This is a genomic window from Pseudomonas sp. (genome assembly GCF_032058845.1).
Classification (GTDB): Bacteria; Pseudomonadota; Gammaproteobacteria; order Pseudomonadales; family Pseudomonadaceae; genus Aquipseudomonas.
Map to the genome: position 1 here is coordinate 1 of NZ_DAMCCR010000007.1, position 22,331 is coordinate 22,331.

The window sequence follows — 22,331 nt, forward strand, 5'->3', positions numbered from 1 at the left end:
GGCGCTTGATGTGGTCGATCAGGTCGACGGCGTCGATGCTGTCGATTTCCAGGTCCTGGTACAGGTTGGCGTCCAGGCTGATGCGTGCCGGGTCCAGTTCGAACAGCTCGACCAGGGCCTCGCGCAGGGTATTGAAGATGTCTTCACGGGTTTGCATGATGCGGTCTCAGACGGCCAGACGGGCGTTGACGAACGCCGCCAGGCTGGCGACGTTGGCGAAATGGTTGCGGGTGTCCTTGGCGTCGGCATCGATCTTGATGCCATAGCGCTTCTGCACAGCCAGGCCGAGTTCCAGTGCATCCACCGAGTCCAGGCCCAGGCCTTCGCCGAACAGGGTCTGCTGATCGTCGATGTCGTGCACGCTGATGTCTTCCAGGCCCAACGCGTCGATGATCAATTGTTTGAGGTCACGGTTGAGGTCTTGCTGTGCTTCGCTCATAGGCGGCGAGCTCCTTGATGTAGTGCTGGTGCAGAAAGTCGTTGAGTTTGCGCGACGCCTGCGGCGCCGGGCCGAGGGCGGCGAACGCCTGCGGATCGATGTCGGCGCCCACGCGCAGGGTGAACTGCACCCGCGAGTGCGGAATGCGATACCAGGGTTCGTTCTTGGTCAGGGTGGTGGGACTGACGGTGATGGTCACCGGGGTGATTACCGTTGCCCCGCGCAGCGCAATGGCCGCCGCGCCGCGGTGGAAATTGGGGGTCTGGCCAGGCGGGGTGCGCGTGCCTTCGGGGAAGATGATCAGCGACTGGCCGTGCTGCAGCGCGGCCACAGCGGCGTCGAGCATTTCCAGGCTGCCGTCGTTGCGGATGTACTGCGCTTCGCGCAGCGGTGCGCGGGTGAAGGGATTGCTGAACAGGCTGTGCTTGACCACGCAGTTGGCCTGGCGCACCAGGCCGAGCAGGAACACCACGTCGATCAAGGACGGGTGATTGGCGATGATCATCTGCCCCGGGCGGCCGAGGCGCTCGATGCCGTCGAGCTGGTAGGTCAGCACGCCGCTGCCACGCATGAACCGCACGAAGCGCCAGAACAGCCAGCCGATGGTCTGCCGCGCTCGCTGACGACGGCGCTCGGGGTCGCCAGGCAGGCAGGCCAGTAGCGGAAATACCAGCACGCGCAGGCACAGCCCGCCCAGGCCGAACAGCAGGAAGCTCAGGGCAGTGGCCACCAGCCGCCAGTGGTACGCGTGGCGCCGGGTACTCATGATTGGCGCTGCCAGGACCATGCGCGCTGCTTCCAGGCGTGGGTGAAGTGCTGTCGATCGCTGAGGTGGGCGCGCAGCCAGCGCAGGGCGTGGGGCAGGTCGGTGTCGCTGGGGCTGGGCTGTTGGTTACCACCCAGGCTCAACTGCCACTGCTCGCCCGGCGTGATCAGCAGGCCCATGGCGTAGGCGAACGGCACATCGGTGATACGCGGACGGTAGGCTTCAGGCGGTTGTTCTTCGGCAACGATCAGCAACACCGCAGGGGCGCCGTCATGCAGCAGGCCGGCCGCCTCCAGCAGGCCCTGCTCGAAGCCATCGCCGGCAGCGGCCAGGGCGGTCATCTCGCTGGTTTCCCCCCGCAGGATCGACCACAGGCCGATGATCGCATTGTGCACCGACAGGCTGAACTGGGTCGGCGACAGCGGCTGTCGCTCGGCCAGTTCACAGAGAATCGAGAACGTTCGTGGGGTTTCCCCGTGGCGCGAAACGAACACCAGCGGCAAGGCAGCGTGCCCCTCGGCCAAGGGCCAGCCCACGGCGAACGCCATGCGCGCCAGGTGGCTGAGGCGGCGCCGTTGCAGGGCTGGCAGGAAGGCCACGTCCGGCGCCGCGTCGGCGTGCACAGGCGCCTCTGCGTGCACCGCCCAGCGCTGCCACTGTTCAGGCGTCTGCAGGCCGGGAGCCCAGGCACGCCATTGGCTGATATCGAAGGTAATCACGATGTATGTATTTCCCGCCTGAGGGACGTCCTTGCCGTGGGGATGACTCTGAGCAACGACCTGGCTGGGCTGGCGCTGTGATGAGTGGCGCGCATTATCCCGCTGACGGAGGTGTCTAGCAAACATTGGTTACATGGTCGCCATCAGACAATTGGGCGGGCGACAAGTGCGAAATGATGAAGCTTTTGTCAGGTATTTCCGATAAATGGCGCACTAGAGGGCTTGCTGCAACGAACTGTTCTCCCGTAGCGACACTGGTAATGCAACACAGCCGACCACATACTCGGTCCTTCGTTGACAGTTGGAGGGGTTTCCATGCGGCGTGTGGTGTTCAATCAGAAAGGCGGTGTCGGCAAGTCGAGCATCGCCTGCAACCTGGCGGCAGTGAGTGCTCATGAGGGCTATCGAACCCTGCTGATCGACCTCGACGCCCAGGCCAACTCCACCCAGTACCTCACCGGCCTCACCGGGGATGACATCCCCACGGGCATCGCCGAGTTCTTCAAGCAGAGCCTGTCCAACGGCATGGCGAAGAAGAACAAGGTCGACATCTACCAGACCCCCTTCGACAACCTGCACCTGATCACCGCCACGGCAGAGCTGGCCGACCTGCAGCCAAAGCTCGAGGCCAAGCACAAGATCAACAAGCTGCGCAAACTGCTGGACGTGCTTAACGAAGACTACGAGCGCATCTACATCGACACCCCGCCGGCGCTGAACTTCTACGCCGTTTCCGCATTGATCGCCGCCCAGCGCGTGCTGATCCCGTTCGACTGCGACAGCTTCTCGCGCCAGGCGCTGTATGGCCTGCTGGCAGAAATCGAAGAGCTCAAGGAAGACCACAACCCGGAACTGACGGTCGAGGGTATCGTGGTCAACCAGTTCCAGTCCCGCGCCAGCCTGCCCCAGCAGATGCTCGATGAACTGATCGCCGATGGGCTGCCGGTGCTGCCGGTGTACCTGGCCAGCTCGGTGAAGATGCGCGAATCGCACCATGCCAACCTGCCGCTGGTCCACCTGGACCCCAAGCACAAGCTGAGCCAGCAGTTCGTGGCGTTGCATGATGTGTTGGAGCGTAATGGGTGATTGAGTGTCGAGGGCTTGCATAGGCGCCAGATCGCAACTACCATCTCCCAAAACGGGAGATAGTGCTGGATGCGGGTCATAGCAAAAAGTACGTTGTTGAAATTCTGCAATACCCCGGGATATGAAGATGCTTTCGCCCCATTGCAAAGCTGGCATGACATGGTACTCAAGGCCCAATGGTCAACGCCCCAGGAGCTGAAGGCTCAGATTGGAAATGCCAGCATCTGTGGGAGTAATCGGGTGGTATTCAATATCGCCGGGAACAAGTATCGGCTTGTCGTGGAGATGCATTACCGAGCAGGTATCGCTTGGGTGAAATTCATCGGTACTCACAAGCGCTATGACCAAATAGACGTGGAGACAATCAATGAATGTTAAGCCCATTCGCACGGACGATGACCTGCAGAGAGCATTTCAGCGACTGGACGTGATTTTCCAGGCTGAGCCAGAAACGCCCGAAGCTGACGAGATGGAGGTGCTGGTAACGCTGATCGAAGTGTATGAGTCCAAGCACTATCCGATTCCGCCTGCTGATCCGATCGAAGCCATCAGATTTTGCATGGAGCATCAAGGTCTGACGCCTCGGGACCTCGAGCGCTTCATTGGCCCCAGTGGAAGAGTGTCAGAGGTCATGAATCGCAAGCGAAGCCTGAGTTTGAGCATGATCAAGCGTTTGCATGAAGGGCTTCGCATCCCCTATGAGTCTCTGTTGGCTGGGGTCTAACGCTAGACCGCATTTCTCAGCGCCACTCACACGCCTTCACCCCCCAGCCACTGCAGCAACGCCTGCAACGGAAACGCCCCCGCCTGACGCGCCACTTCGCGGCCGTTCCTGCTCAGGACCGCGCTTCCTCACGAGAGGCCGTTACTCATAGAGGATCGCGTTACCGACAACATGAACCTTGCCCGATCAACACGCCAAACAGCCGTCGCCGGGCACCTTACGACGAACAGCTGATCTCCAGATGCTTGCCCCACTCCGGTGGCCGTTGAGCGTATGCCTGCATGCCGGCCTGCTCCTCGAACGGCCGGCTGAGCACCTGGTGCAGCTCACGCACTTTGCTGTAATCCCCGGCTTCTGCGGCCTCGATGGCCTGTTGCGCCAGATAATTGCGCAGGATGTACAGCGGATTCACCGCATGCATGCGTTCGCGCCGTCCTTGGTCATTGCCCGGCTCGCGTGCGCAGCGGGCGCGGTAGGCCTCGCTCCACTGATCGAAGGCCGCCAGGTCGATGAAATCATCGCGTACCACGTTCAGTGCAGCGTCTATCGGCTGGTCGCCGAGGTGACGGAAGAACAGCGTGTAGTCCACTCCACCGCGTTGCATGCACTGCAGCAGTTGTTCGACCAGCGCCATGTCGTCGTCCTCCGCCACGGTCAGGCCCAGGCGACGACGCATCAGGTCGAGGTAGTGCGCCTGGTACAGCGGCAGGAACAGGTTCAACACGTCTTTCAACGCGTCCACCTCAACGAATGGCGTCAGCGCCTGGGCCAGTGCGCTGAGGTTCCAGTGGGCGATGGGTACCTGGTTGCTGTAGCTGTAGCGGCCGCGGTCATCGGAGTGGTTGCAGATGAAATTGGCGTCGAAATCATCCAGAAACGCATAGGGCCCGAAGTCGAAGGTGATGCCCAGGATCGACATGTTGTCAGTGTTCATCACCCCATGGCAGAAGCCGTAGGCCTGCCAATGGGCGAGCAACTCGGCGTTGCGCTCGACGATGCTGCGGAACATCGCGAGGTACGGCACCTCGGCTTGCTGGCATTCGGGGTAATACGCCTGCAGCACGAAGTCGAGCAACTGCTGCGCCTGTTCGGGTTGCTTGGTGTAGTAGAAATATTCGAAATGCCCGAAGCGCACATGGCTTTGCGCCACCCGCAGCAGCATGGCCGCCCGCTCCTGGGCTTCGCGCCAGACCACCGTGCTCGAGCCGATCACGCACAGCGCCCGGCTGCTGGGAATGCCAAGCGCATGCAGCGCCTCCGACCCGAGAAACTCGCGAATCGACGAGCGCAGCACCGCGCGGCCATCGCCCATGCGCGAGAACGGCGTCTGCCCGGCACCCTTGAGGTGCAGGTCCCAGTGCTCGCCTGCGTCGTTGATCACCTCGCCCAGCAGCAGCCCCCGGCCATCACCCAGACGCGGGGTATAGCCGCCGAACTGATGCCCCGAATACACCATCGCCCGCGGATCGGCCTGATCCCACAGCTTGTGCCCGCTGAACAGCTCGGCGAACAGCGGTTGTTCGGCGATCGCCGGGTCCAGGTCGAGCAGCGCCATGGCCGACGGGCTGGCGACGACCAGACGTGGCTCGGCGATCGGGTCGGGCAGCACTTGCACGGAAAACGCATCGCCCAGGCGGGCGAAGCGGGTATCGAAGCTGAGTTGATCGAGGGATTTCACGCGGCTTCTCCAAAGGTGTGAGCGGCGGCCATTCTGGCGTCGGTCCCTGTGTGAGTCCAATCAGTCCGGCATCGTGCCATCGGGCTTGCGCGGATCGACACCGATCATCTGTTGCTTGCCGCCCTTGGCATCCATCAGGAACACCTCCACCTGGCGCACGGAGATCTTGATGCCGTGCTCCTTGAAGGCCCGGTCGATCCAGCGGTTGACCTCATCGAGCGTCGGGTTGCGGTCGCCCAGATCACGCACGTGCATGCGCAGCTCGTGCTCCAGGGTTTCGCCGAAGTTGAGGAAATACACCAGCGGCTCCGGGTCCTTGAGCACCCGAGGGTTCTCGTCGGCGGCCTTGAGCAGCAGCTCGCGCACCAGCTCCAGGTCCGAGCCGTAATCGATGCCGAGCTTGAGCGTGACGCGGGTGATGGTGTCGGTCAGCGACCAGTTGATCAACTGCCCGGTGATGAAGGTCTTGTTCGGGACGATGATGTCCTTGCGGTCGAAGTCGGTGATGGTGGTGGCGCGGATGCGGATCTTGCTCACCGTGCCCGAGAGGTTGCCGATGGTGATGGTGTCGCCGATGCGCACCGGGCGCTCGAAGAGGATCATGATGCCGGAGATGAAGTTGGCGAAGATCTCCTGCATGCCGAAGCCAAGCCCCAGTGACAGCGCCGCGACCAGCCACTGCAGCTTGTCCCAGCTCACCCCGAGGGTGGCCAGGGTGCTGACGATACCGACCCCGACGATCACATAGGACAGCAACGTGGTGATGGCGTAGGCGCTGCCCTGGGCCAGGTTCAGGCGCGACAGCACCAGCACTTCCAGCAGGCCCGGGAGGTTGCTGGCAAAGGCCACGGTGATGCCGGCGATCACCAAGGCGCCGAGCAGGTCGCCCAGGCTGATCGGCACCATGCTCGCGGCAGCACCCGCGCCGCTGCTGTATTCGTAGAGAGTGAAGTTGTTGAGGTAGGAGAACACGCTGAGCAGGTCCGACCATACCCAGTACAGCCCGGCGATGAACCCGCCGAGCAAGGCCAGGCGAATCAGGCGCAGCGACTGCTGGTTGACCTGTTCGATGTCCAGCGTCGGTTCTTCGATGATCACCTCGCCGTCGAGCCCTTCCTTGGTGGCCTGACGCTTGCTGATGGCGCGCTGATACGCCAGGCGCCGCGCCGCGACCGACAGCCCGCGCATGAACGCCGCCTCGATCACCAGCCAGAACAGCAGCAGGTACAGGGTGTAGATCAGCCGGTCGGTGAGTTTCAGCGCGGTGTAGTAGTAGCCAAAGCACACCGCCACGAACAGGGCGATCGGCAGCGCGGTGAAGGCCACCCCGACCGCCTTGCGGAACAGGGAGGTGGCCTGGTGGGCCGGGCTGCTGATCAGCAGACGGCTGAGCAGCAACGCCATCAGGGCGTAGCAGGCGAGTACCACGACGATGCCGAACACGTCATCGGCCAGTGCCGAGGGCTGGTGCTCGGCGACCGCCACCACCCCGACCAAGGCCAGCACCACGGTGCCCAGCCGCCGCACCCAGCCGCGCAGGAACTGCACCTGCGGCTTGTACCAACGGAAATGCACCTCGGCCACCCCGCCCGGTGAAAGGATGCGGTACGCGGTGTAGAACACCAGCCAGGCCTGGGCCAGTTGTCACAGGGCGGCGCCCAGGTTGGCGTTCTGCCCGCGGGCGTCGATCTGCAAGGCGTAGCTGCACAGCGCCAGGCCCAGGCTGACCGGCATGGCCAGGAGGATATTGATGAGGATCGCCTGGGGCGTATGCCACTGGCTGTCGCGCTTGAAGTGGCCGATGTCCAGGTGGACCTTGTTCAGCCGCTCGTACAGATACCGCCGCCGCCACAGCAGGCCACCGATCACCAGCAGCAAGGGCACGAACAGCACCGGGTGCTGGCCCAGGCCGTCGGCCAGCTCGGTGACGCCGGATGACCAGGGGAGCCCGCGCACCTGATCGATCAGGCCTTCAGGGGCGTAGCGCAGCCATTCCCAGTCCAGCGCCTTGTTGCTGGGAATCCAGAACATCTGCTCTTCGAGGGTGGTACGCAGGTTTTGCGCGGTGCTGAACAGTTGCTTCTGGTTCAGCTGCAAGGTGATCGATTCATTGAGCAGCGACGACAGCTCGCGATTGAGCCGCTCCAGCAGGTCGCTGCGGGTAATGGCCACTTCCAGCAGGGCCTTGCGCAAGGTCGGGGTGACGTCTTGCTGAGGCTGGCTGGCCAGGAGTTTCTCGACGTAGGCGCCCGGCGTGCTCATCTGCTCACGCTGCTGGTTCACCTCGAACTGGTACAGGCGGATGTCGGCGATCTGGTCGGCCAGGTCGCGGTCGAGTTTCAGGTGCGGCAAGGCCTGCTTCTGCTTGTAGAGGATCTTGGACAGCAGCAGGCTGCCCTTGAGCACGTTGATCTGCTCGTCCAGGGCCTGGTCGGCCTGGGTCACGCTGTCGAGCTGCTGCTTGGCGCGCAGGTTCTGCTGGGTCAGCTCGTTGAGGCGGTCGGTGCTGCGCAGCAGGTAGTCCGAGAGTTTGAGGTTGGCGGCGCTTTCACTGGCCAGCAACGTGCTGCCGCCGGCCTTCTGCGCTTCCAGCGATTGTTGGGTGACGGTCTGCTGCGACTGGGCCAGGCGCTTGTCGTTGATCAGGGTCTGCAGATCCTGGATTTCCTGCTCCAGGCGCGTGGCCTTTTCGATCAGCAGGTCGTGCCGGGCGTTGCCGAGGTCTTGCAACAGGCCATTGCCGGCCAGTTCGCGGCGGCGCAGCTGGGTCAGGGCGTTGAGCGAGGCGAGCTCGGCATTGAGCTGGTTGCGCTGGTCGGTGCTGAGGGTCTTGCCGTTGTCCTTGCCCAGCTTGAGGATGCTGTTGATCTGCTGGGTGCGGCTCTGGCTGTTGCTGATCTCGGCCTGCGCGCGCTCGGGTCGGGTCTGCGAATTGATGATCAGGCTGTTGGCTTCGGACAGCGCCTTTTGCAGGTCGCCTTGCTCGGTGCTGCGCTCGCTGAGCAGTTGTTCGAGCTGGGCCACATCCTGCTTGCCGTAGCGCTGCGCCACGGCCGTGGCGGTGCTGGCCTTGAGCTGGTTCAGGGCCTGCTGGCTGTCGTTGATTTCCTTTGGCGCCTCGGCCAGCTGAGTGCGCAGGGCCTCGAGCTTCTCCTGGCTGTCGTCGCGGCTGTCGAGCCAGGAGAGCGTCTTCTCCAGCAACTGTTGCAAGGCTTTCTGGTCAGCCTCGGGCAGCTTGCGGTCGGCAATCTTGTCGAGGCTTTGTTGAACGCTGTCGGTGCTGGGCGCGTCGGCGGCCATCACGGCAACGGGAAGAAGCAGGCACAGCCCGAGCAGGGCCGTGCGAAATGCGCGCAGGAACATAGGCAGAATTCTTGAGAAACCGGGACGGTTAGAGGAATAACCCAGGGCCAGGTCGGGCCCCTTCGGGGAATTTGACGCCGACTTTCATGATCTTGTTCCCCTCCATCACCGCAATGGTCCACAAGGTGCTGTGCCATTCGATCTGGTCACCGACCACGGGCGCGCCACCGACCTTCTGCCGGATGAACTGCGCCAGCGGCATCTTGCTGTCCAGGCCGTCGAGTTGCAGGCCGTACAAGGACGCCACCGCGCCCAGCTCGGCGTCGCCTTCGAGGACGAAATCGCCGAAGAAGCGCAGGTCCAGGCCACGGTGCGGCGCCTGGCTGAACAGCTTGCCGAGCGCCGGCAGGTCGTGTTCGTGGCCGATTACGCACAGCATGTCGTCCACCTGCAACACGGTGCTGCCCGAGGGGTGCAGCAGTTGCTGGCCACGGAACAGCGCGGCGATGCGCGTGCCTTCGGGCATCTTCAGCTCGCGCAGGGCGGCGCCGATGCACCACTTTTCCTCGCCCAGGCGATACACGAACATCTCCCACTCGCTGGTGATGTGCACCTCGAGTGCGGAACGGGAAATCGGTGCCGGATCGGGCGGCACGGTCACTTTCAGCAGCTTGGCCATCCACGGCAGGCTGGTGCCTTGCACCACCAGCGAGATCAGCACGATGAAGAATGCCAGGTTGAAGAACAGCTGCGCCTGCGGCAGCCCGGCCATCAGCGGGAACACCGCCAGAATGATCGGCACCGCGCCACGCAGGCCCACCCAGGAAATGAAGCCTTTTTCCCGGTCATGGAAGGCCTTGAACGGCAGCAGCGCGACGAACACCGACAGCGGTCGGGCGATCACGATCATCCACAGTGCCAGGCCCAGGGCCGGTACGGCGATGGGCAGCAGGTCATGCGGGGTGACCAGCAGGCCCAGCACCAGGAACATGCCGATCTGCGCCAGCCAGGCCATGCCGTCGAGCATATGCAGAATGCCGTGGCGGCTGCGGATCGGCCGGTTGCCCAGCACCAGGCCGCACAGGTACACCGCCAGGAAGCCGCTGCCGTGCAGGGCGTTGGTCAGGGAGAAGACCACCAGGCCGCCAGCGATGACCAGGATCGGGTACAAAGCGCTGGCCAGGTGGATGCGGTTGACCGCCTGCAGCATCAGCCAGCCGCCGCCCAGGCCCAGCAGGCCGCCGATACCGAATTCACGAATCAGGTGGCCGAGCAGGCTCCAGTGCAGGCCGGTCTGGTTGCTGGCGATCATCTCGATCAGGGTCACGGTGAGGAACACCGCCATGGGGTCGTTGCTGCCCGATTCGATTTCCAGCGTTGCCGTGACCCGTTCGTTCAGGCCCTTGCCGCCAAGCAGCGAGAAGACCGCCGCAGCGTCGGTGGAGCCGACGATGGCGCCGATCAGCAGGCCCTGGATCAGGCTCAGGTCGAACAGCCAGGCGGCGACCATGCCGGTCAGCGCCGTGGTGATCAGCACCCCGACCGTGGCCAGCGACAGCGCCGGCCACAAGGCTACGCGGAAGCTCGCCACCCGGGTGCGCAAGCCGCCGTCGAGCAGAATCACGGCCAGGGCCAGGTTACCTACCAGGTAGGCGGTGGGGTAGTTGTTGAAGATGATGCCGCCGCCATCGACGCCGGCGACCATGCCCACTGCCAGGATGATGACCAGAATCGGGATGCCCAGGCGCGACGACAACGAACTGACGAGAATGCTTGCACCCACCAGCAAAGCGCCGATCAAGAACAGGCTGTTGATGGTGCTTGCATCCAAAGGCGGGTACTCCAGCGTGTAGCGGGGAAAAAGCGGACCGTTGGCATTTTGCTAGCAGGTCGCGTGCCAATCGATTCTAACCCGATGCCGATGCGGGCTGTAAAGTGATACCGAATGGTTCCTAAGCGGTGCGGTTGTAGTGGTGCCCCCCACACTCAGGCGACCCATCGACATGAATTCAAACGAAAACCTGCCCCTTGCCCAGATTGTCCAGCGCCTGCTCGGGCAGTTTCCCGACCTGCACCGACTGGCCCGTGAGGCTGCGGGCCACTTGCTGCAGCGTCAACTGGGCTACTGGCTCGATCCGGATCGGCTGTACTGGCACGAATTCGAGTCGGCTGCCAGCAGTTCGCTGAGCTACACCGGCTGGCGCCATCGGGGGCCGCCACGCCGATCACTGACCCTGACCGAGCTGGTCATTCAGCGCTTCAGCCCTCAGCAGCAAAGCGCTGCAGACGCGTTGAGCGTGTACGGCGGCTTTTACCGGGTCGATGCCAGCCATGCCGAGTACGACGAGCGCAACGAGGTGCGGCTCAACCCGCAGCAGGTGTTGCAGGCGCTGTGGGATCTGGACTTTTCCGGGCGCTATGCTCAAGTGCTGCAACGCTTTCGCACCCAGGGTGGCGAGGATTACTGCGTCTGGGCCCGTGCGCGCTTTCTGGCTGCGGTGGCACGCAGCGCGTTGAGCGCGCCTGAGCGGCGCGAGTTGCTGGCCGCTACCCTGGCCGTGTCCATACCGCCCACGTCGCCCACACAAGCCCGCCAGCCCACCAGCCTGAGCGCATTGCGCCAAGGCTGCCCGCCAACGCACCGCACTGGCTGGTACCGCCTGTCCACCACGCCGCAACGGGCTCAGCCGCTGTTCATGCGCGCGTTCAAGACGGGCAGGCTGTGCCTGTACTCGATCGATTCAGACGTTGGCCTCGAGGTCTTCAGCGACCGCCAGGCACTTGCGGTATCGCTGGCGGGCACCGCTGACGCCAGCCACACCCAGGCGGTCGTGGGCGACCTGTTCGTCCATGTGCGCGACGGGCTGATGAGCGATCTGCTCAGCGACGCCCACGAGCGTCTCACGACCAACGCTCAATTGCGCAAGGCCGACTGGCTGGCCGGGGTGCAGGCCGCCAGCCTGGTGATTGCGCCGATGGCGCCGCTGGGCTGGCCCGTGCTCCTGACGTCGCTCGGGCTGGGCGTCGCCAGCCTCGGCTTGCACCTGGACCGTGCCCTGACGGGCAAGGCCGCCTGGCGCTCGGCAGCCTGGTGGGCCGTGGTGCTGGACCTGCTGTTCATCCTGCTCGACGCAGCCATGATGCGTGCCGGGGAATTGTTCGCCGAGGGCCGTGTGCCGCCACGGGTGGCGGGCCCGGCGCCAACCGATGAGACATCCATTGACTGGGCACGCTATATGGCGCCGGCGGCCGACGAACTGCTGGCCCGGTCCGATCAGGCCCTGGCCCGCCAGCAGGTGCTGATGGGCGAGGTGCCGTGGGTCGATCACTCGGCGGTCGATGCCGGCGGTGCGTATCTCGATGCGTTCGGCGAGCCCTATGCGGTGTACCGCGACGAACTCGGCCTCGGTTCGGCCGCCATCGCTGACTACACCAGTGCGCCTGAGCGTTACAACCACCTTTGGCGCGGCCTGCCCTTGGACGGCACTGTCGCCGACAACGTCCGCCGCAGCCAGCAACTGGCCCACGCTCTGCAGCAGGTCGGTGCTGCCGGCCCGGTGCGCTTGTACCGGGCGGCCTCCAGCCTCCGTGGCTCGGGGATCACCACGCTGGGAGAGGGCGCGCTCAGTGCAGGGGATGTGCTGGTCACCAGCGACTTCACCTCGTTCACGGAAAACCCCTACGCCTTGTGGGAGGTGTTCAATGAGCCACGGGTACAGGTCAGCGGCAGGTCGGCGTTCGATGACAGTGCCGTGGTGTACGTGCTGGAGCCGGGTGAGCACGTGCAGGCAACACCCATCGGGCTCTTCTCGAGACGGCCGGATGAAGCAGAATCCTTGATGATGCCGGGGCGGTATCTGCAGGTTGAGCAGGTTCGCGCCGTGCAGGGCGCGACCTATCGGTTCACCGAGGTGCGTTTGAAGGGGCTGGCACAGGCGCCTGAGGGCCTGAGGGCGCGTGACATGCGCACTGGCGCGCCGTTTGATCGCCAGGTGTTGGCTGAGCGACTGGGCATCGAGGATGACGCGCTGATGCGCAGTTTCTTTGCGCTGCCGACCTGATGGGGCAAAGGGCTGCGCTGCAGCTGAGGCGGGTAGTGGGGACCAGCTGCTCTGGGGTTATTTCGGCCCAGGATCATGACACGCCTGCCGCATTGGCCGGCGTAGCCGGTCTGATTCAGGCGCCGCGTACAGTTGGACAAACCGCGTTTGCAGCCATTGGGGCTGCTGCGCAGCCGATCGCGGCTGAAGCCGCTCCAACAGGTGCTGAATCAGACGGCGTCTTTTTGAAAGGCGTAAGCCATCTGGGTAGGAGCGGCCGGTCCGGAGCGCCGGTCAGCCGCAACGGGCCGCAAAGCGGCCCCTTTTTACAGCGTTCAGCCCTGCTGAACCTCACGCATCGGTGCGCCTTTGACCGGTGCGCCGTTGGCCACGTGGTAGCCAGCGGTGCTGCGCGGCAGCGGAGCGCGGTTGCGGATCTTGTCGGCGATTTTCTCGGCGATCATGATCGTGGTGGCGTTGAGGTTGCCGGTGATGATGATCGGCATGATCGACGCATCCACAACGCGCAGGCCCTGCATGCCATGCACGCGACCCTGATTGTCGACCACGGCCATGTCGTCTTCGCCCATCTTGCACGAGCAGGACGGGTGGTAGGCGGTCTCGGCGTGTTCACGGATGAACTGGTCGAGCTGCTCGTCCGTCTGCACGTGCGCGCCTGGGCTGATCTCGCGACCGCGGTAGGCGTCGAGTGCCGGCTGGGCCATGATTTCGCGGGTCAGGCGGATGCCATCGCGGAATTCCTGCCAGTCCTGCTCGGTGGCCATGTAGTTGAACAGAATGCTCGGGTGCTGGCGTGGGTCCTTGGACTTCACGTGTACACGACCGCGGCTCGGCGAACGCATCGAGCCCATGTGCGCCTGGAAGCCATGTTCCTGAACACCCTTGGAGCCGTTGTAATTGATCGCCACCGGGAGGAAGTGGTACTGGATGTTCGGCCACTCGAACTCAGGACGGCTGCGGATGAAACCGCCAGCTTCGAACTGGTTGCTGGCGCCGATGCCGGTGCCGTTGAACAGCCATTCGGCACCAATGGCCGGCTGGTTCCACCACAGCAGGGACGGGTACAGCGATACCGGCTGGGTGCAGGCGTATTGCAGGTACAGCTCGAGGTGGTCCTGCAGGTTCTCGCCAACGCCCGGCAGGTCGTGCACCACAGGAATGTCGAGGCTTTCCAGCAGCGCACGGGCACCGACGCCGGAACGTTGCAGCAGTTGCGGCGAAGCGATGGCGCCGGAGCTGACGATCACTTCCTTGCGGGCCCGCACTTCGATGCGCTCTTCGCTGTCGCCGTGCAGGTAGGTCACACCCACGGCACGCTTGCCGTCGAACAGAATGCGGTCGCTCAGGGCGTGGGTGACGATGGTCAGGTTGGAACGCTTCTTGGCCTGGTCGAGGTAACCGCGCGCGGTGCTTGAACGACGGCCGTTCTTGGTCACCGAACGGTCCATCGGGCCGAAGCCTTCCTGCTGGTAGCCGTTGAGGTCGTCGGTGCGCGGGTAGCCGGCTTGCACGCCGGCTTCGACCATGGCGTTGAACAGCGGGTTGTTGCCGGCCTTGGGCGTGGCCACGCTCACCGGACCGTCGCCGCCGTGGTAGTCGTTCGGGCCGATGTCGCGGGTTTCGGCCTTGCGGAAGTACGGCAGGCAGTCGAGGTACGTCCACTCTTCCAGGCCGGGCAGCTTGGCCCAGCCATCGAAGTCCAGGGCGTTACCACGGATGTAGCACATGCCGTTGATCAAGGACGAGCCACCCAGGCCTTTGCCGCGACCACATTCCATGCGGCGGTTGTCCATGTGCGGCTCTGGATCGGTTTCGTACGCCCAGTTGTAGCGACGGCCTTGCAGCGGGAAGGCGAGGGCCGCGGGCATCTGGGTGCGGAAGTCGAGGCGGTAGTCAGGGCCACCGGCTTCGAGCAGCAGTACGCTGACGCTGGCGTCTTCGGTCAGGCGGGTGGCAAGGGTGTTACCGGCCGAGCCGGCACCGACGATGATGTAGTCGTATTCCATGGGAAAGCTTCCTCCGGAAGCAGTGGCGAGCCTCGCGCTTCAGGCTTCCCGTGGAAGCGGCGTGAAGCTCGCGCCAGAATTAAGGATCAGGCAGGTTGCAGGCTTTGAGCGGCGCGCCTCGGCGCGGGTTCGATGCCTTCGATCGTCAGACGCGGCGCCTCAGGCACCGGCCTGCGCTGACCGACAGCCACCGAATGCCAACGGTGCTGTACGCGCTGCAAAGGTCGGCGGCCATACGCCGCCGACGCGTGCGTGCAGTGGGCGAACGGTCAGAACACCGACGCGTAATCGCCCAGCTCGACCTGTACCGACTTGATGCGGGTGTACTGCGCCAGCGAGCTGATGCCGTTCTCGCGGCCCACGCCCGATTGCTTGTAGCCGCCGACCGGCATTTCCGCTGCCGACTCGCCCCAGGCGTTGATCCAGCAGATGCCGGCCTCGAGCTGGTGGATGATGCGGTGGGCGCGGGTCAGGTCGTTGGTGCAGACGCCGGCGGCCAGGCCGTAATCGGTGTCGTTGGCGCGGCGGATCGCTTCTTCTTCGGTCTCGTAGCTGAGGATGCTCATGACCGGGCCGAAGATTTCTTCCTGGACGATGGTCATGTCGTCGCGGCAGTCGGTGAACACGGTCGGGGCCACGAAGGCGCCCTTGGCCAGGTCGCCGTCTTGCAGACGCTCACCGCCGCACAGCAGGCGTGCGCCTTGCTCTTTACCCTTGGCGATATAGCCGAGCACGCTTTCCATGTGGGCGAAGCTGACCAGCGGGCCGAAGTTGGTGTTGTCGTCTTCAGGGTTGCCGATGCGGATGCGCGCAACGCGCTCGAGGATCTTGGCTTCGAAGGCCTGCTTGAGCGACGCCGGGATGAACACACGGGTGCCGTTGGTGCAGACCTGACCAGAGCTGTAGAAGTTGGCCATCATGGCGATGTCGGCGGCACGGTCGAGGTCCGCGTCTTCACAGATGATCAGCGGCGACTTGCCGCCCAGTTCCATGGTCACTTCCTTGAGCGAAGAGCTCGAAGCGCTGGCCATGACCTTCTTGCCGGTGGTGGTGCCGCCGGTAAAGGAGATCTTCTCGATGCCTGGGTGCTCGGTGAGCAGGCCACCAACATCACGGCCGCTGCCGGTCAGCACGTTGAACACGCCGGCTGGCACGCCGGCTTCGGTGTAGATCTCGGCCAGTTTCAGGGTGGTCAGCGAGGTGACTTCCGACGGCTTGAAGATCATCGCGTTGCCGGCAGCCAGGGCTGGCGCGGATTTCCACAGGGCGATCTGGATCGGGTAGTTCCACGCGCCGATGCCGGCGGTGACGCCCAGCGGTTCGCGACGGGTGTAGACGAAGGACGATTCGCGCAGCGGAATCTGCTCGCCTTCGATGGCGGTCGCCAGGCCTGCGTAGTACTCCAGCACGTCAGCGCCGGTGACGATGTCGACGTAGCGGGTTTCGGAGTAGGACTTGCCGGTGTCGAGGGTTTCCAGCATGGCCAGTTCATCGTTGCGCTCGCGCAGGATGTCCACGGCGCGGCGCAGGATACGCGAGCGCTGCATGGCGGTCATGGCCGCCCAGACTTTCTGGCCACGCGTGGCACTGGCCACGGCTTTCTCGACGTCAGCTTCGTTGGCACGCTGCACGTGGGCGAGCACTTCGCCGTTCGCCGGGTTGATGGCGTCAAAGGTGGCGCCGGAGCTGGCGTCCACGTAACCACCGTCGATGTAGAGTTTTTGCGTTCCGAAACGGGCCATAGTGTCCTCGCAAGTGCAGTTTGGGTTTGGCTATGCGCGTCGCGCCTGTGCCGGTTGGGCAGTGGTCACGCGCGGTTGTTCAGAAACATGCGCCTTGGAAGCATCCGCTTCGCAGGCATGGGCATCGCTGCCCCGGTGTTGCTGCTTAGCCAGTTGTAGATCCATGTATTCGTAAGCGATGCGTATTGCCTGGTCGGTATCGAAGGCATCGCTGGACAGCGCTCCGCGCAGCCATAGCCCGTCGATCAACGCTGCCAGGCCGCGAGCGGCGCTGCGTGCTTGATCGAGCGGCAGAGCGCGGCGGAACTGGCAGCACAGGTTGGAATACAAGCGGTGGTCGTTGATCCGCTGCAACCTGTGCAAGGACGGCTGGTGCATGCTCGAGGCCCAGAAGGCCAACCAGGTTTTCATTGCCGGGCCGTTGACCTGACTGGCGTCGAAGTTGCCTTCGATGATCACCTGCAGCTGGGCACGAGGGCTGGTGTCCGTCAGTGCCTGGCGCCGCGCGGTCACGCCTTCGCTCAGCATGCTCATGATGTAGCTCATGGTCGCGACGATCAGGCCGTTCTTGTCCCGAAAGTAGTGACTGATGATGCCGTTCGACACCCCGGCCAGACGGGCAATCAGCGCAATGCTGGCATCTCCCAGGCCTACTTGATCGACCGCTTGCAGCGTGGCTTCGATCAACTGCTGACGGCGAATGGGTTGCATACCGACCTTGGGCATCGTGCTTTCTCCTCAGGCTCGGCGAGCAGGCGACAGGCGTCTGACTCGGCGAAGACCAGTCTATTTTGTTTTGATTGAACGTTCAATCAATAAAGAATAAGCTCTGCGACAATTTGTACCCTTGACAGCTTTTCAGCGGTTTACAGGGGCGCAGATCAAAACCTCAGGAAATCGTGTAACCCCCGGAATACAAGGCGTTGACGGGTCAGAACGGTGCAGGATCAAGTTTCCGCCGGGCGGTCTTCAAGCGCGCGGCAAGCCTTCGGAGTGGAGGTTGAGCCTGGTTTTTTTGCAACGATTCTATTCGGGATCACGGTTTCCAAGGGGCTTTTATAACACCTGAAGCAGTAGGGCTATTGCACCAATTGCTCGGGAATAAACTGATTAGCCTCCACTGCCGCACTCCCTGGAGCCTTCGTGCAATGAGTTCTGCCTCCCTTACCCAAGCCCCCGCTGAGAGGGTCCGGGTCAATCGCGCGGTGTTCTACACCTCGGCGCTGTTGATCCTCGTTCTGACTGCCCTGTTGATCGCAGTACCCGAAACCGCTGGCCGTGTGCTGGGCGTTGCCCAGTCCTGGCTGACGCGCACCTTCGGCTGGTACTACATGCTGGTCATCGGCAGCTACCTGGTGTTTGTCATCTACCTGGCGTTTTCCAGGTTCGGCACGCTCAAGCTGGGCGGCAAGGACGACACCCCCGATTTCAGCTACGGCGCCTGGGCCGGCATGCTGTTTTCCTCAGGCATCGGTATTTCGCTGCTGTACTTCGGTGCATCCGAGCCGCTGGACCACTATTTCAATCCGCCGGAAGGCACGCCAGCCAGCCTGGCTGCCGCGCGCCAGGGCCTGCAACTGACCTTCCTGCACTGGGGCCTGCACGGCTGGGCGATCTACGCCCTGGTCGGTCTGGCCGTGGGCTATTTCGCCTACCGTCACAACCAGCCGTTGGCGCTGCGCTCGGCGTTGTACCCGCTGGTGGGTGAACGCTGGGTGAAGGGCGCGGGCGGCAATGCCGTGGACATCTTCGGCATGTTCGTGACCCTGCTGGGCCTGGTGACCAACCTTGGCATCGGCTCGATGCAGGTGGCCTCGGGCCTGGAATACCTGTTCGGCATGGACCACAGCAAGACCAACCTGCTGGTGGTGATCCTGACCATGGCGGCCGTCGCCACCGTGGCGGCCGTGTCGGGTGTGGAGAACGGCATTCGGCGCCTGTCGAACCTGAACATCTGCCTGTTCAGCGGCCTGCTGATCTTCGTGCTGCTGGGCGGCGAGACGCTGCACCTGCTCAACGGCCTGGTGCAGAACGTCGGCGACTACCTCAACGGCTTCGTGCTGAAGACCTTCGACCTGTACGTGTACGAAGGCGACGGCAACACCTCCGAGCGTTGGCTGGGCCTGTGGACCGTGTTCTATTGGGCCTGGTGGATTTCCTGGGGCCCGTTCGTGGGCATGTTCATTGCGCGCATCTCCAAGGGCCGGACCGTGCGCCAGCTGGTGTGCGGCGTACTGCTGATCCCGCTGGGCTTCACCCTGGCCTGGCTGTCGATCTTCGGCAACACCGCGCTGGACCTGGTGTTGAACCATGGCGCCGTGGAGCTGGGCAAGACCGCCGTCGAGCAGCCGTCGATGTCGATCTACCAGCTGCTGGAATACTTCCCGGCAGCGAAAATCGTCATCGGCGTGGCCATCTTCGTCGGCTTCGTGCTGTTCCTCACCCCGGCTGACTCCGGTGCGGTGATGATGGCCAACCTGTCGTGCAAAGGCGGCAAGGTCGATGAAGACGCGCCGCACTGGATGGTGGTGTTCTGGTCGGTGATCATCACTCTGGTCACCATCGGCCTGCTGCTGGCGGGCAACTTCGAAGCGATGCAGACCATGGTGGTGCTGGCCGGACTGCCGTTCTCGGTGGTGCTGGTGCTGTTCATGTTCGGCCTGCACAAGGCCATGAAACAGGACATGGCCACCGAGCTCGAGCGCGCCGAACTGGCCGCCCGTGGTCGACGCGGCTTCAGTGAGCGCTTGAGCCAGCTGGAACTGGAACCGACCCAGGCCGTGGTCCAGCGTTTCATGGACAAGCACGTCAGCCCAGCCCTGCGTGAAGCCGCCGAACAGTTGCGTGCGCAGGGTTACGAGGTGGAAAGCCGCCTGGGCCAGTCACGCAACATGATGGGCCTGCGGGTTCTGATGGAGGAGGGCAACCCCTTCGTCTACGAAGTCAGCCTGGATGGCTATCTGGCGGCGCCGAGCGAAGCGCCGGTCGAAGGTGAAGCCGAGGTGCGCCAGCGCTTCTACCGCGCCGAGGTGTACTTGCACGATGGCAGCCAGGAATACGACCTGATGGGCTTTGCGCCCGAGCAGATCGTGCGTGATGTGCTCGATCAGTTCGAGAGTCACCGCCAGGTGCTGGGCCGGGTCTATAGCTGAAGGTTGCCTGCGGTCTTGGTCGGGACGGCACCTCGCAACCAAACGTGCTCCATGTAGGAGCGGCCGGTCCGGCGCTCCGGTCAGCCGCGATGGGCGGCAAAGCCGCCCCAAGGCTACCATCACGATTCCCCTGCCAATGCGCGGTGCGTGAAGGGGGCCGGCTGCGCCGGCCATCGCGGCTAAAGCCGCTCCTACTGCGCACGAGTTCTCGCTTTGGTCGACACAACGCAACTGTAGGAGCGGCCGGTCCGGCGCGCCGGATTGCCGCGATGGGCTGCAAAGCAGCCCCAAATGCTACCGATCCAACGAGGGCGAATAGCGCTCAGGCATCCGTTGAGGGTGCCTGGGCGGTCGGCTCGCCTCCCACCAAGCGGCCCCGATCTGCCGGGCCGTCCTCAAAGCCGGTTCAGGGCTGATGTGGCTTCAGCGATTGCGATAGCGGCCGTGGCTGCCGTGTCCTGGCATTGCCTGATTGCTGCGTTCGGCGATCATCTGCACGAGTGGAATCCACTCGATGCCCTGGCGCTTGAGCCGGGGCATCTGCTGCTCCAGGACCGCCAGGGTTTGGGGATAAGGGTGGCCGATCATCACCACCGAGCCCTGCTTGCGCGCCATCTGCACGGCCAGCTGCAGCTGTCCGGCAATGGCTTCGGGTGTGCGCACATCATCCAGAAACACATCCCGCGACACATGCGCCAGGCCAATGTCCTGGGCCTTGGCCGCTGCGACCGTGGCGGCGCTGGTACGGCTGTCGACGAAGAACAGGTTGCGTCGCTGCAGTTCGCCCATCAGCCAGGCCATGGGTGCCGGCTGCGAGGTCATGCGGCTGCCCATGTGGTTGTTCAGGCCGGCGGCGAAGGGCACTTTCTTCAGCGCGGCGTCCAGGCGTTCGGCCAGGGTCGGCAGCGGCACGTCCGGGTGCCAGGCGTAAGGGCCGGTGGCCGGGTCCATGGGCATGTGCAGGATCACCGTCTTGCCGGCCTTGTGGGCCTGGCGGGCGAAATCGCTGGCGTGGGGGGTGTCGGGCATGATCGCCAGCGTCACCGGGCCAGGCAGTGCCAGGGTACGGCTGTCGCGCTCGGTGTTTTGCCCGAGGTCGTCGATGATCAGGCTGAGGTAGGCTTTGGGCGGCTGGGCCGACGCCGCAGAAGCGGCGCCGGCCAGCAGGCAGAACAGGGCAGCGGGCAGAAAACGCATGGGCCCGTCAGTTGCGCTTGGTGACGTTCAGCCCTTTGAGCAGGCTCAGGGCCTGGCTCAACTGGAAGTCGCCATCCTGCGGGCGATCCTTGCCGGCGCGGGCAGTGGCTACGGTCGGGCGTTCAGCGCCACCGTTGCCGTTGCCCAGGTGGCCCTTGAGGTCGGCTTCCTTGAGGCTTTCGCTGTCGTCGTCGGCGGTCAGCTTGCCCGAGCGCACTTCGATGTCCGGCACGATGCCCTGGGCCTGGATCGAACGGCCGTTGGGCGTGTAGTACAGCGCGGTGGTGAGCTTCAGCGCGCGGTCGTTGTTCAGCGGCAGCACGGTCTGCACCGAACCTTTGCCGAAGCTGTCGGTGCCCATGAGCACGCCGCGCTTCTGGTCTTGCAGGGCGCCGGCAACGATTTCCGAAGCCGAGGCGCTGCCGCCGTTGATCAGCACCACCAGCGGCACGCCCTCGCTGGCATCCGCCGGGTCTGCCGAGAAACGCAGTTCGGAATTGGCGATGCGGCCCTTGGTGTAGACGATCAGGCCCTTGGTCAGGAAGTGGTCGGCCACTTCCACAGCCGACTGCAGCACACCGCCCGGGTTGTTGCGCAGGTCGAGCACCAGGCCTTGCAGCTTCTTGCCGTTGTCCTTGCGCAGCTTGGCCAGGGCCTTGCCGACTTCTTCGCCGGTCTTGACCTGGAACTGGGTGATGCGGATATAGCCGTAGCCGCTTTCCAGCAGCTGGCTCTTCACGCTCTTGACCTGGATCACGGCACGGGCGAGGGTCACGTCGAACGGGTTGCCGCCGTCACGCACCAGGGTCAGGGTGATTTTCTGGCCGATCTTGCCGCGCATCTTGTCCACGGCTTCGGACATGCTCTGGCCGCGCGTCGGCGCGCCGTTGATCTTGAGAATCAGGTCACCGGCCTGGATGCCGGCGCGCGAGGCGGGGGTGTCGTCAATGGGCGAGACCACCTTGACGAAGCCGTCGTCCATGCCCACTTCGATGCCCAGGCCGCCGAATTCGCCGCTGGTGCTTTCCTGCAGCTCTTGAAAGTCTTCCGGGCCCAGATAGGCCGAGTGCGGGTCGAGATTGCTGAGCATGCCCTTGATGGCGTTTTCCAGCAGGGTCTTGTCATCGACAGGTTCGACGTAGGCTGCCTTGATGCGGTCCATCACCTCGGCGAACGTGCGCAGCTCGTCCAGCGGCAGCGGCGCGTTGGCCGTCACTTCCGTGGCCGGCGCCGCAGCCGCCTTGGCGGGCTGCGCGGCAGAAGCCAGGGGTGCGGCGGCGACCAGGGCAATGGTCAGGGCCAACTGGGTGAGGCGGGGCAAGTGCAGCATGTCTAGCGAACTCCTGATCCTGATCCTTGTGACGCTCCGAAACGGAGCCTCGGTGCAGCCATTGACAGCGCCACAGCGTATAGACGCACCTGCGCTTAACCGCGACACCATTGCGATGGATCGGCGGG

General features: G+C 64.0%; 16 protein-coding genes and 2 pseudogenes. 5 read left to right on the top strand and 13 right to left on the bottom strand.

What is annotated here, in order from left to right; genetic code table 11:
* The 4 genes from RT028_RS02530 to RT028_RS02545 form a co-directional block, all read right to left on the bottom strand.
* On the bottom strand, positions 1-157 hold a 157-nt coding region (locus tag RT028_RS02530), incomplete at its 3' end, for an acyl carrier protein (protein WP_312932240.1).
* Between the two features lie 9 nt (positions 158-166).
* Positions 167-439: a phosphopantetheine-binding protein gene (locus RT028_RS02535; RefSeq protein ID WP_312932106.1), complete on the bottom strand. Its 273-nt coding sequence runs from the start codon at positions 437-439 to the stop codon at positions 167-169.
* Positions 408-1,226, bottom strand: a complete 819-nt coding sequence (locus RT028_RS02540) for a lysophospholipid acyltransferase family protein (RefSeq protein WP_312932108.1) — start codon at positions 1,224-1,226, stop codon at positions 408-410. Before RT028_RS02540 ends, RT028_RS02535 begins: the two co-directional genes overlap by 32 nt.
* Positions 1,202-1,924, bottom strand: coding sequence for a beta-ketoacyl synthase chain length factor (locus tag RT028_RS02545; RefSeq protein ID WP_312932110.1), 723 nt, complete (start codon positions 1,922-1,924; stop codon positions 1,202-1,204). Before RT028_RS02545 ends, RT028_RS02540 begins: the two co-directional genes overlap by 25 nt.
* 315 nt (positions 1,925-2,239) lie before the next feature.
* Between RT028_RS02545 and RT028_RS02550 the strand changes: the two genes are divergently transcribed.
* The 3 genes from RT028_RS02550 (at position 2,240) to RT028_RS02560 (ending at position 3,734) form a co-directional block, all read left to right on the top strand.
* Positions 2,240-3,010 carry a ParA family protein gene (locus RT028_RS02550; RefSeq protein ID WP_312932111.1) on the top strand — a complete coding sequence of 257 codons (771 nt, stop codon included), beginning with the start codon at positions 2,240-2,242 and terminating at the stop codon, positions 3,008-3,010.
* 69 nt (positions 3,011-3,079) lie between these two features.
* Complete coding sequence (locus RT028_RS02555) at positions 3,080-3,388, top strand: type II toxin-antitoxin system HigB family toxin (RefSeq protein ID WP_312932113.1); 309 nt, start codon at positions 3,080-3,082, stop codon at positions 3,386-3,388.
* Entirely contained in the window at positions 3,378-3,734 is a 357-nt protein-coding gene (locus tag RT028_RS02560; RefSeq protein WP_312932115.1) for a transcriptional regulator, read from the top strand. Before RT028_RS02555 ends, RT028_RS02560 begins: the two co-directional genes overlap by 11 nt.
* Before the next feature lie 26 nt (positions 3,735-3,760).
* Here RT028_RS02560 and RT028_RS02565 read toward each other — a convergent pair.
* From RT028_RS02565 to RT028_RS02580, 4 genes and pseudogenes are all read right to left on the bottom strand, one after another.
* Positions 3,761-3,859, bottom strand: a pseudogene (locus tag RT028_RS02565) (thioredoxin TrxC); the annotation flags it as partial.
* Between the two features lie 92 nt (positions 3,860-3,951).
* Complete coding sequence (gene selO / locus RT028_RS02570; RefSeq protein ID WP_312932117.1) at positions 3,952-5,412, bottom strand: protein adenylyltransferase SelO; 1,461 nt, start codon at positions 5,410-5,412, stop codon at positions 3,952-3,954.
* Positions 5,413-5,472: 60 nt separating this feature from the next.
* Positions 5,473-8,775 (bottom strand): annotated as a pseudogene (gene mscK, locus RT028_RS02575) (mechanosensitive channel MscK).
* 28 nt (positions 8,776-8,803) lie between these two features.
* Positions 8,804-10,546, bottom strand: coding sequence for a potassium/proton antiporter (locus RT028_RS02580; protein ID WP_312932119.1), 1,743 nt, complete (start codon positions 10,544-10,546; stop codon positions 8,804-8,806).
* A 172-nt stretch (positions 10,547-10,718) separates the two neighbouring features.
* On the opposite strand from RT028_RS02580, the gene RT028_RS02585 reads away from it, so the two are divergent.
* Positions 10,719-12,776 carry a dermonecrotic toxin domain-containing protein gene (locus RT028_RS02585; protein ID WP_312932121.1) on the top strand — a complete coding sequence of 686 codons (2,058 nt, stop codon included), beginning with the start codon at positions 10,719-10,721 and terminating at the stop codon, positions 12,774-12,776.
* Between the two features lie 314 nt (positions 12,777-13,090).
* Here the strand turns inward: RT028_RS02585 and betA are convergent, their stop codons facing one another.
* From betA to betI, 3 genes are all read right to left on the bottom strand, one after another.
* Positions 13,091-14,782, bottom strand: coding sequence for a choline dehydrogenase (gene betA / locus RT028_RS02590; RefSeq protein ID WP_312932140.1), 1,692 nt, complete (start codon positions 14,780-14,782; stop codon positions 13,091-13,093).
* 269 nt (positions 14,783-15,051) lie between these two features.
* Positions 15,052-16,524: a betaine-aldehyde dehydrogenase gene (gene betB, locus RT028_RS02595; RefSeq protein WP_312932142.1), complete on the bottom strand. Its 1,473-nt coding sequence runs from the start codon at positions 16,522-16,524 to the stop codon at positions 15,052-15,054.
* 30 nt (positions 16,525-16,554) lie between these two features.
* Positions 16,555-17,250, bottom strand: coding sequence for a transcriptional regulator BetI (gene betI, locus RT028_RS02600; RefSeq protein WP_312932144.1), 696 nt, complete (start codon positions 17,248-17,250; stop codon positions 16,555-16,557).
* Positions 17,251-17,672: 422 nt separating this feature from the next.
* Between betI and RT028_RS02605 the strand changes: the two genes are divergently transcribed.
* A complete protein-coding gene (locus RT028_RS02605) occupies positions 17,673-19,676 on the top strand; it encodes a BCCT family transporter (RefSeq protein WP_409567142.1) in 2,004 nt (667 codons plus the stop codon).
* A gap of 423 nt (positions 19,677-20,099) precedes the next feature.
* Here RT028_RS02605 and RT028_RS02610 read toward each other — a convergent pair whose 3' ends face one another.
* Complete coding sequence (locus RT028_RS02610) at positions 20,100-20,873, bottom strand: divergent polysaccharide deacetylase family protein (RefSeq protein WP_312932146.1); 774 nt, start codon at positions 20,871-20,873, stop codon at positions 20,100-20,102.
* Between the two features lie 7 nt (positions 20,874-20,880).
* Positions 20,881-22,203 carry a S41 family peptidase gene (locus tag RT028_RS02615; RefSeq protein ID WP_312932148.1) on the bottom strand — a complete coding sequence of 441 codons (1,323 nt, stop codon included), beginning with the start codon at positions 22,201-22,203 and terminating at the stop codon, positions 20,881-20,883.
* Between the last annotated feature and the right edge of the window lie 128 nt (positions 22,204-22,331).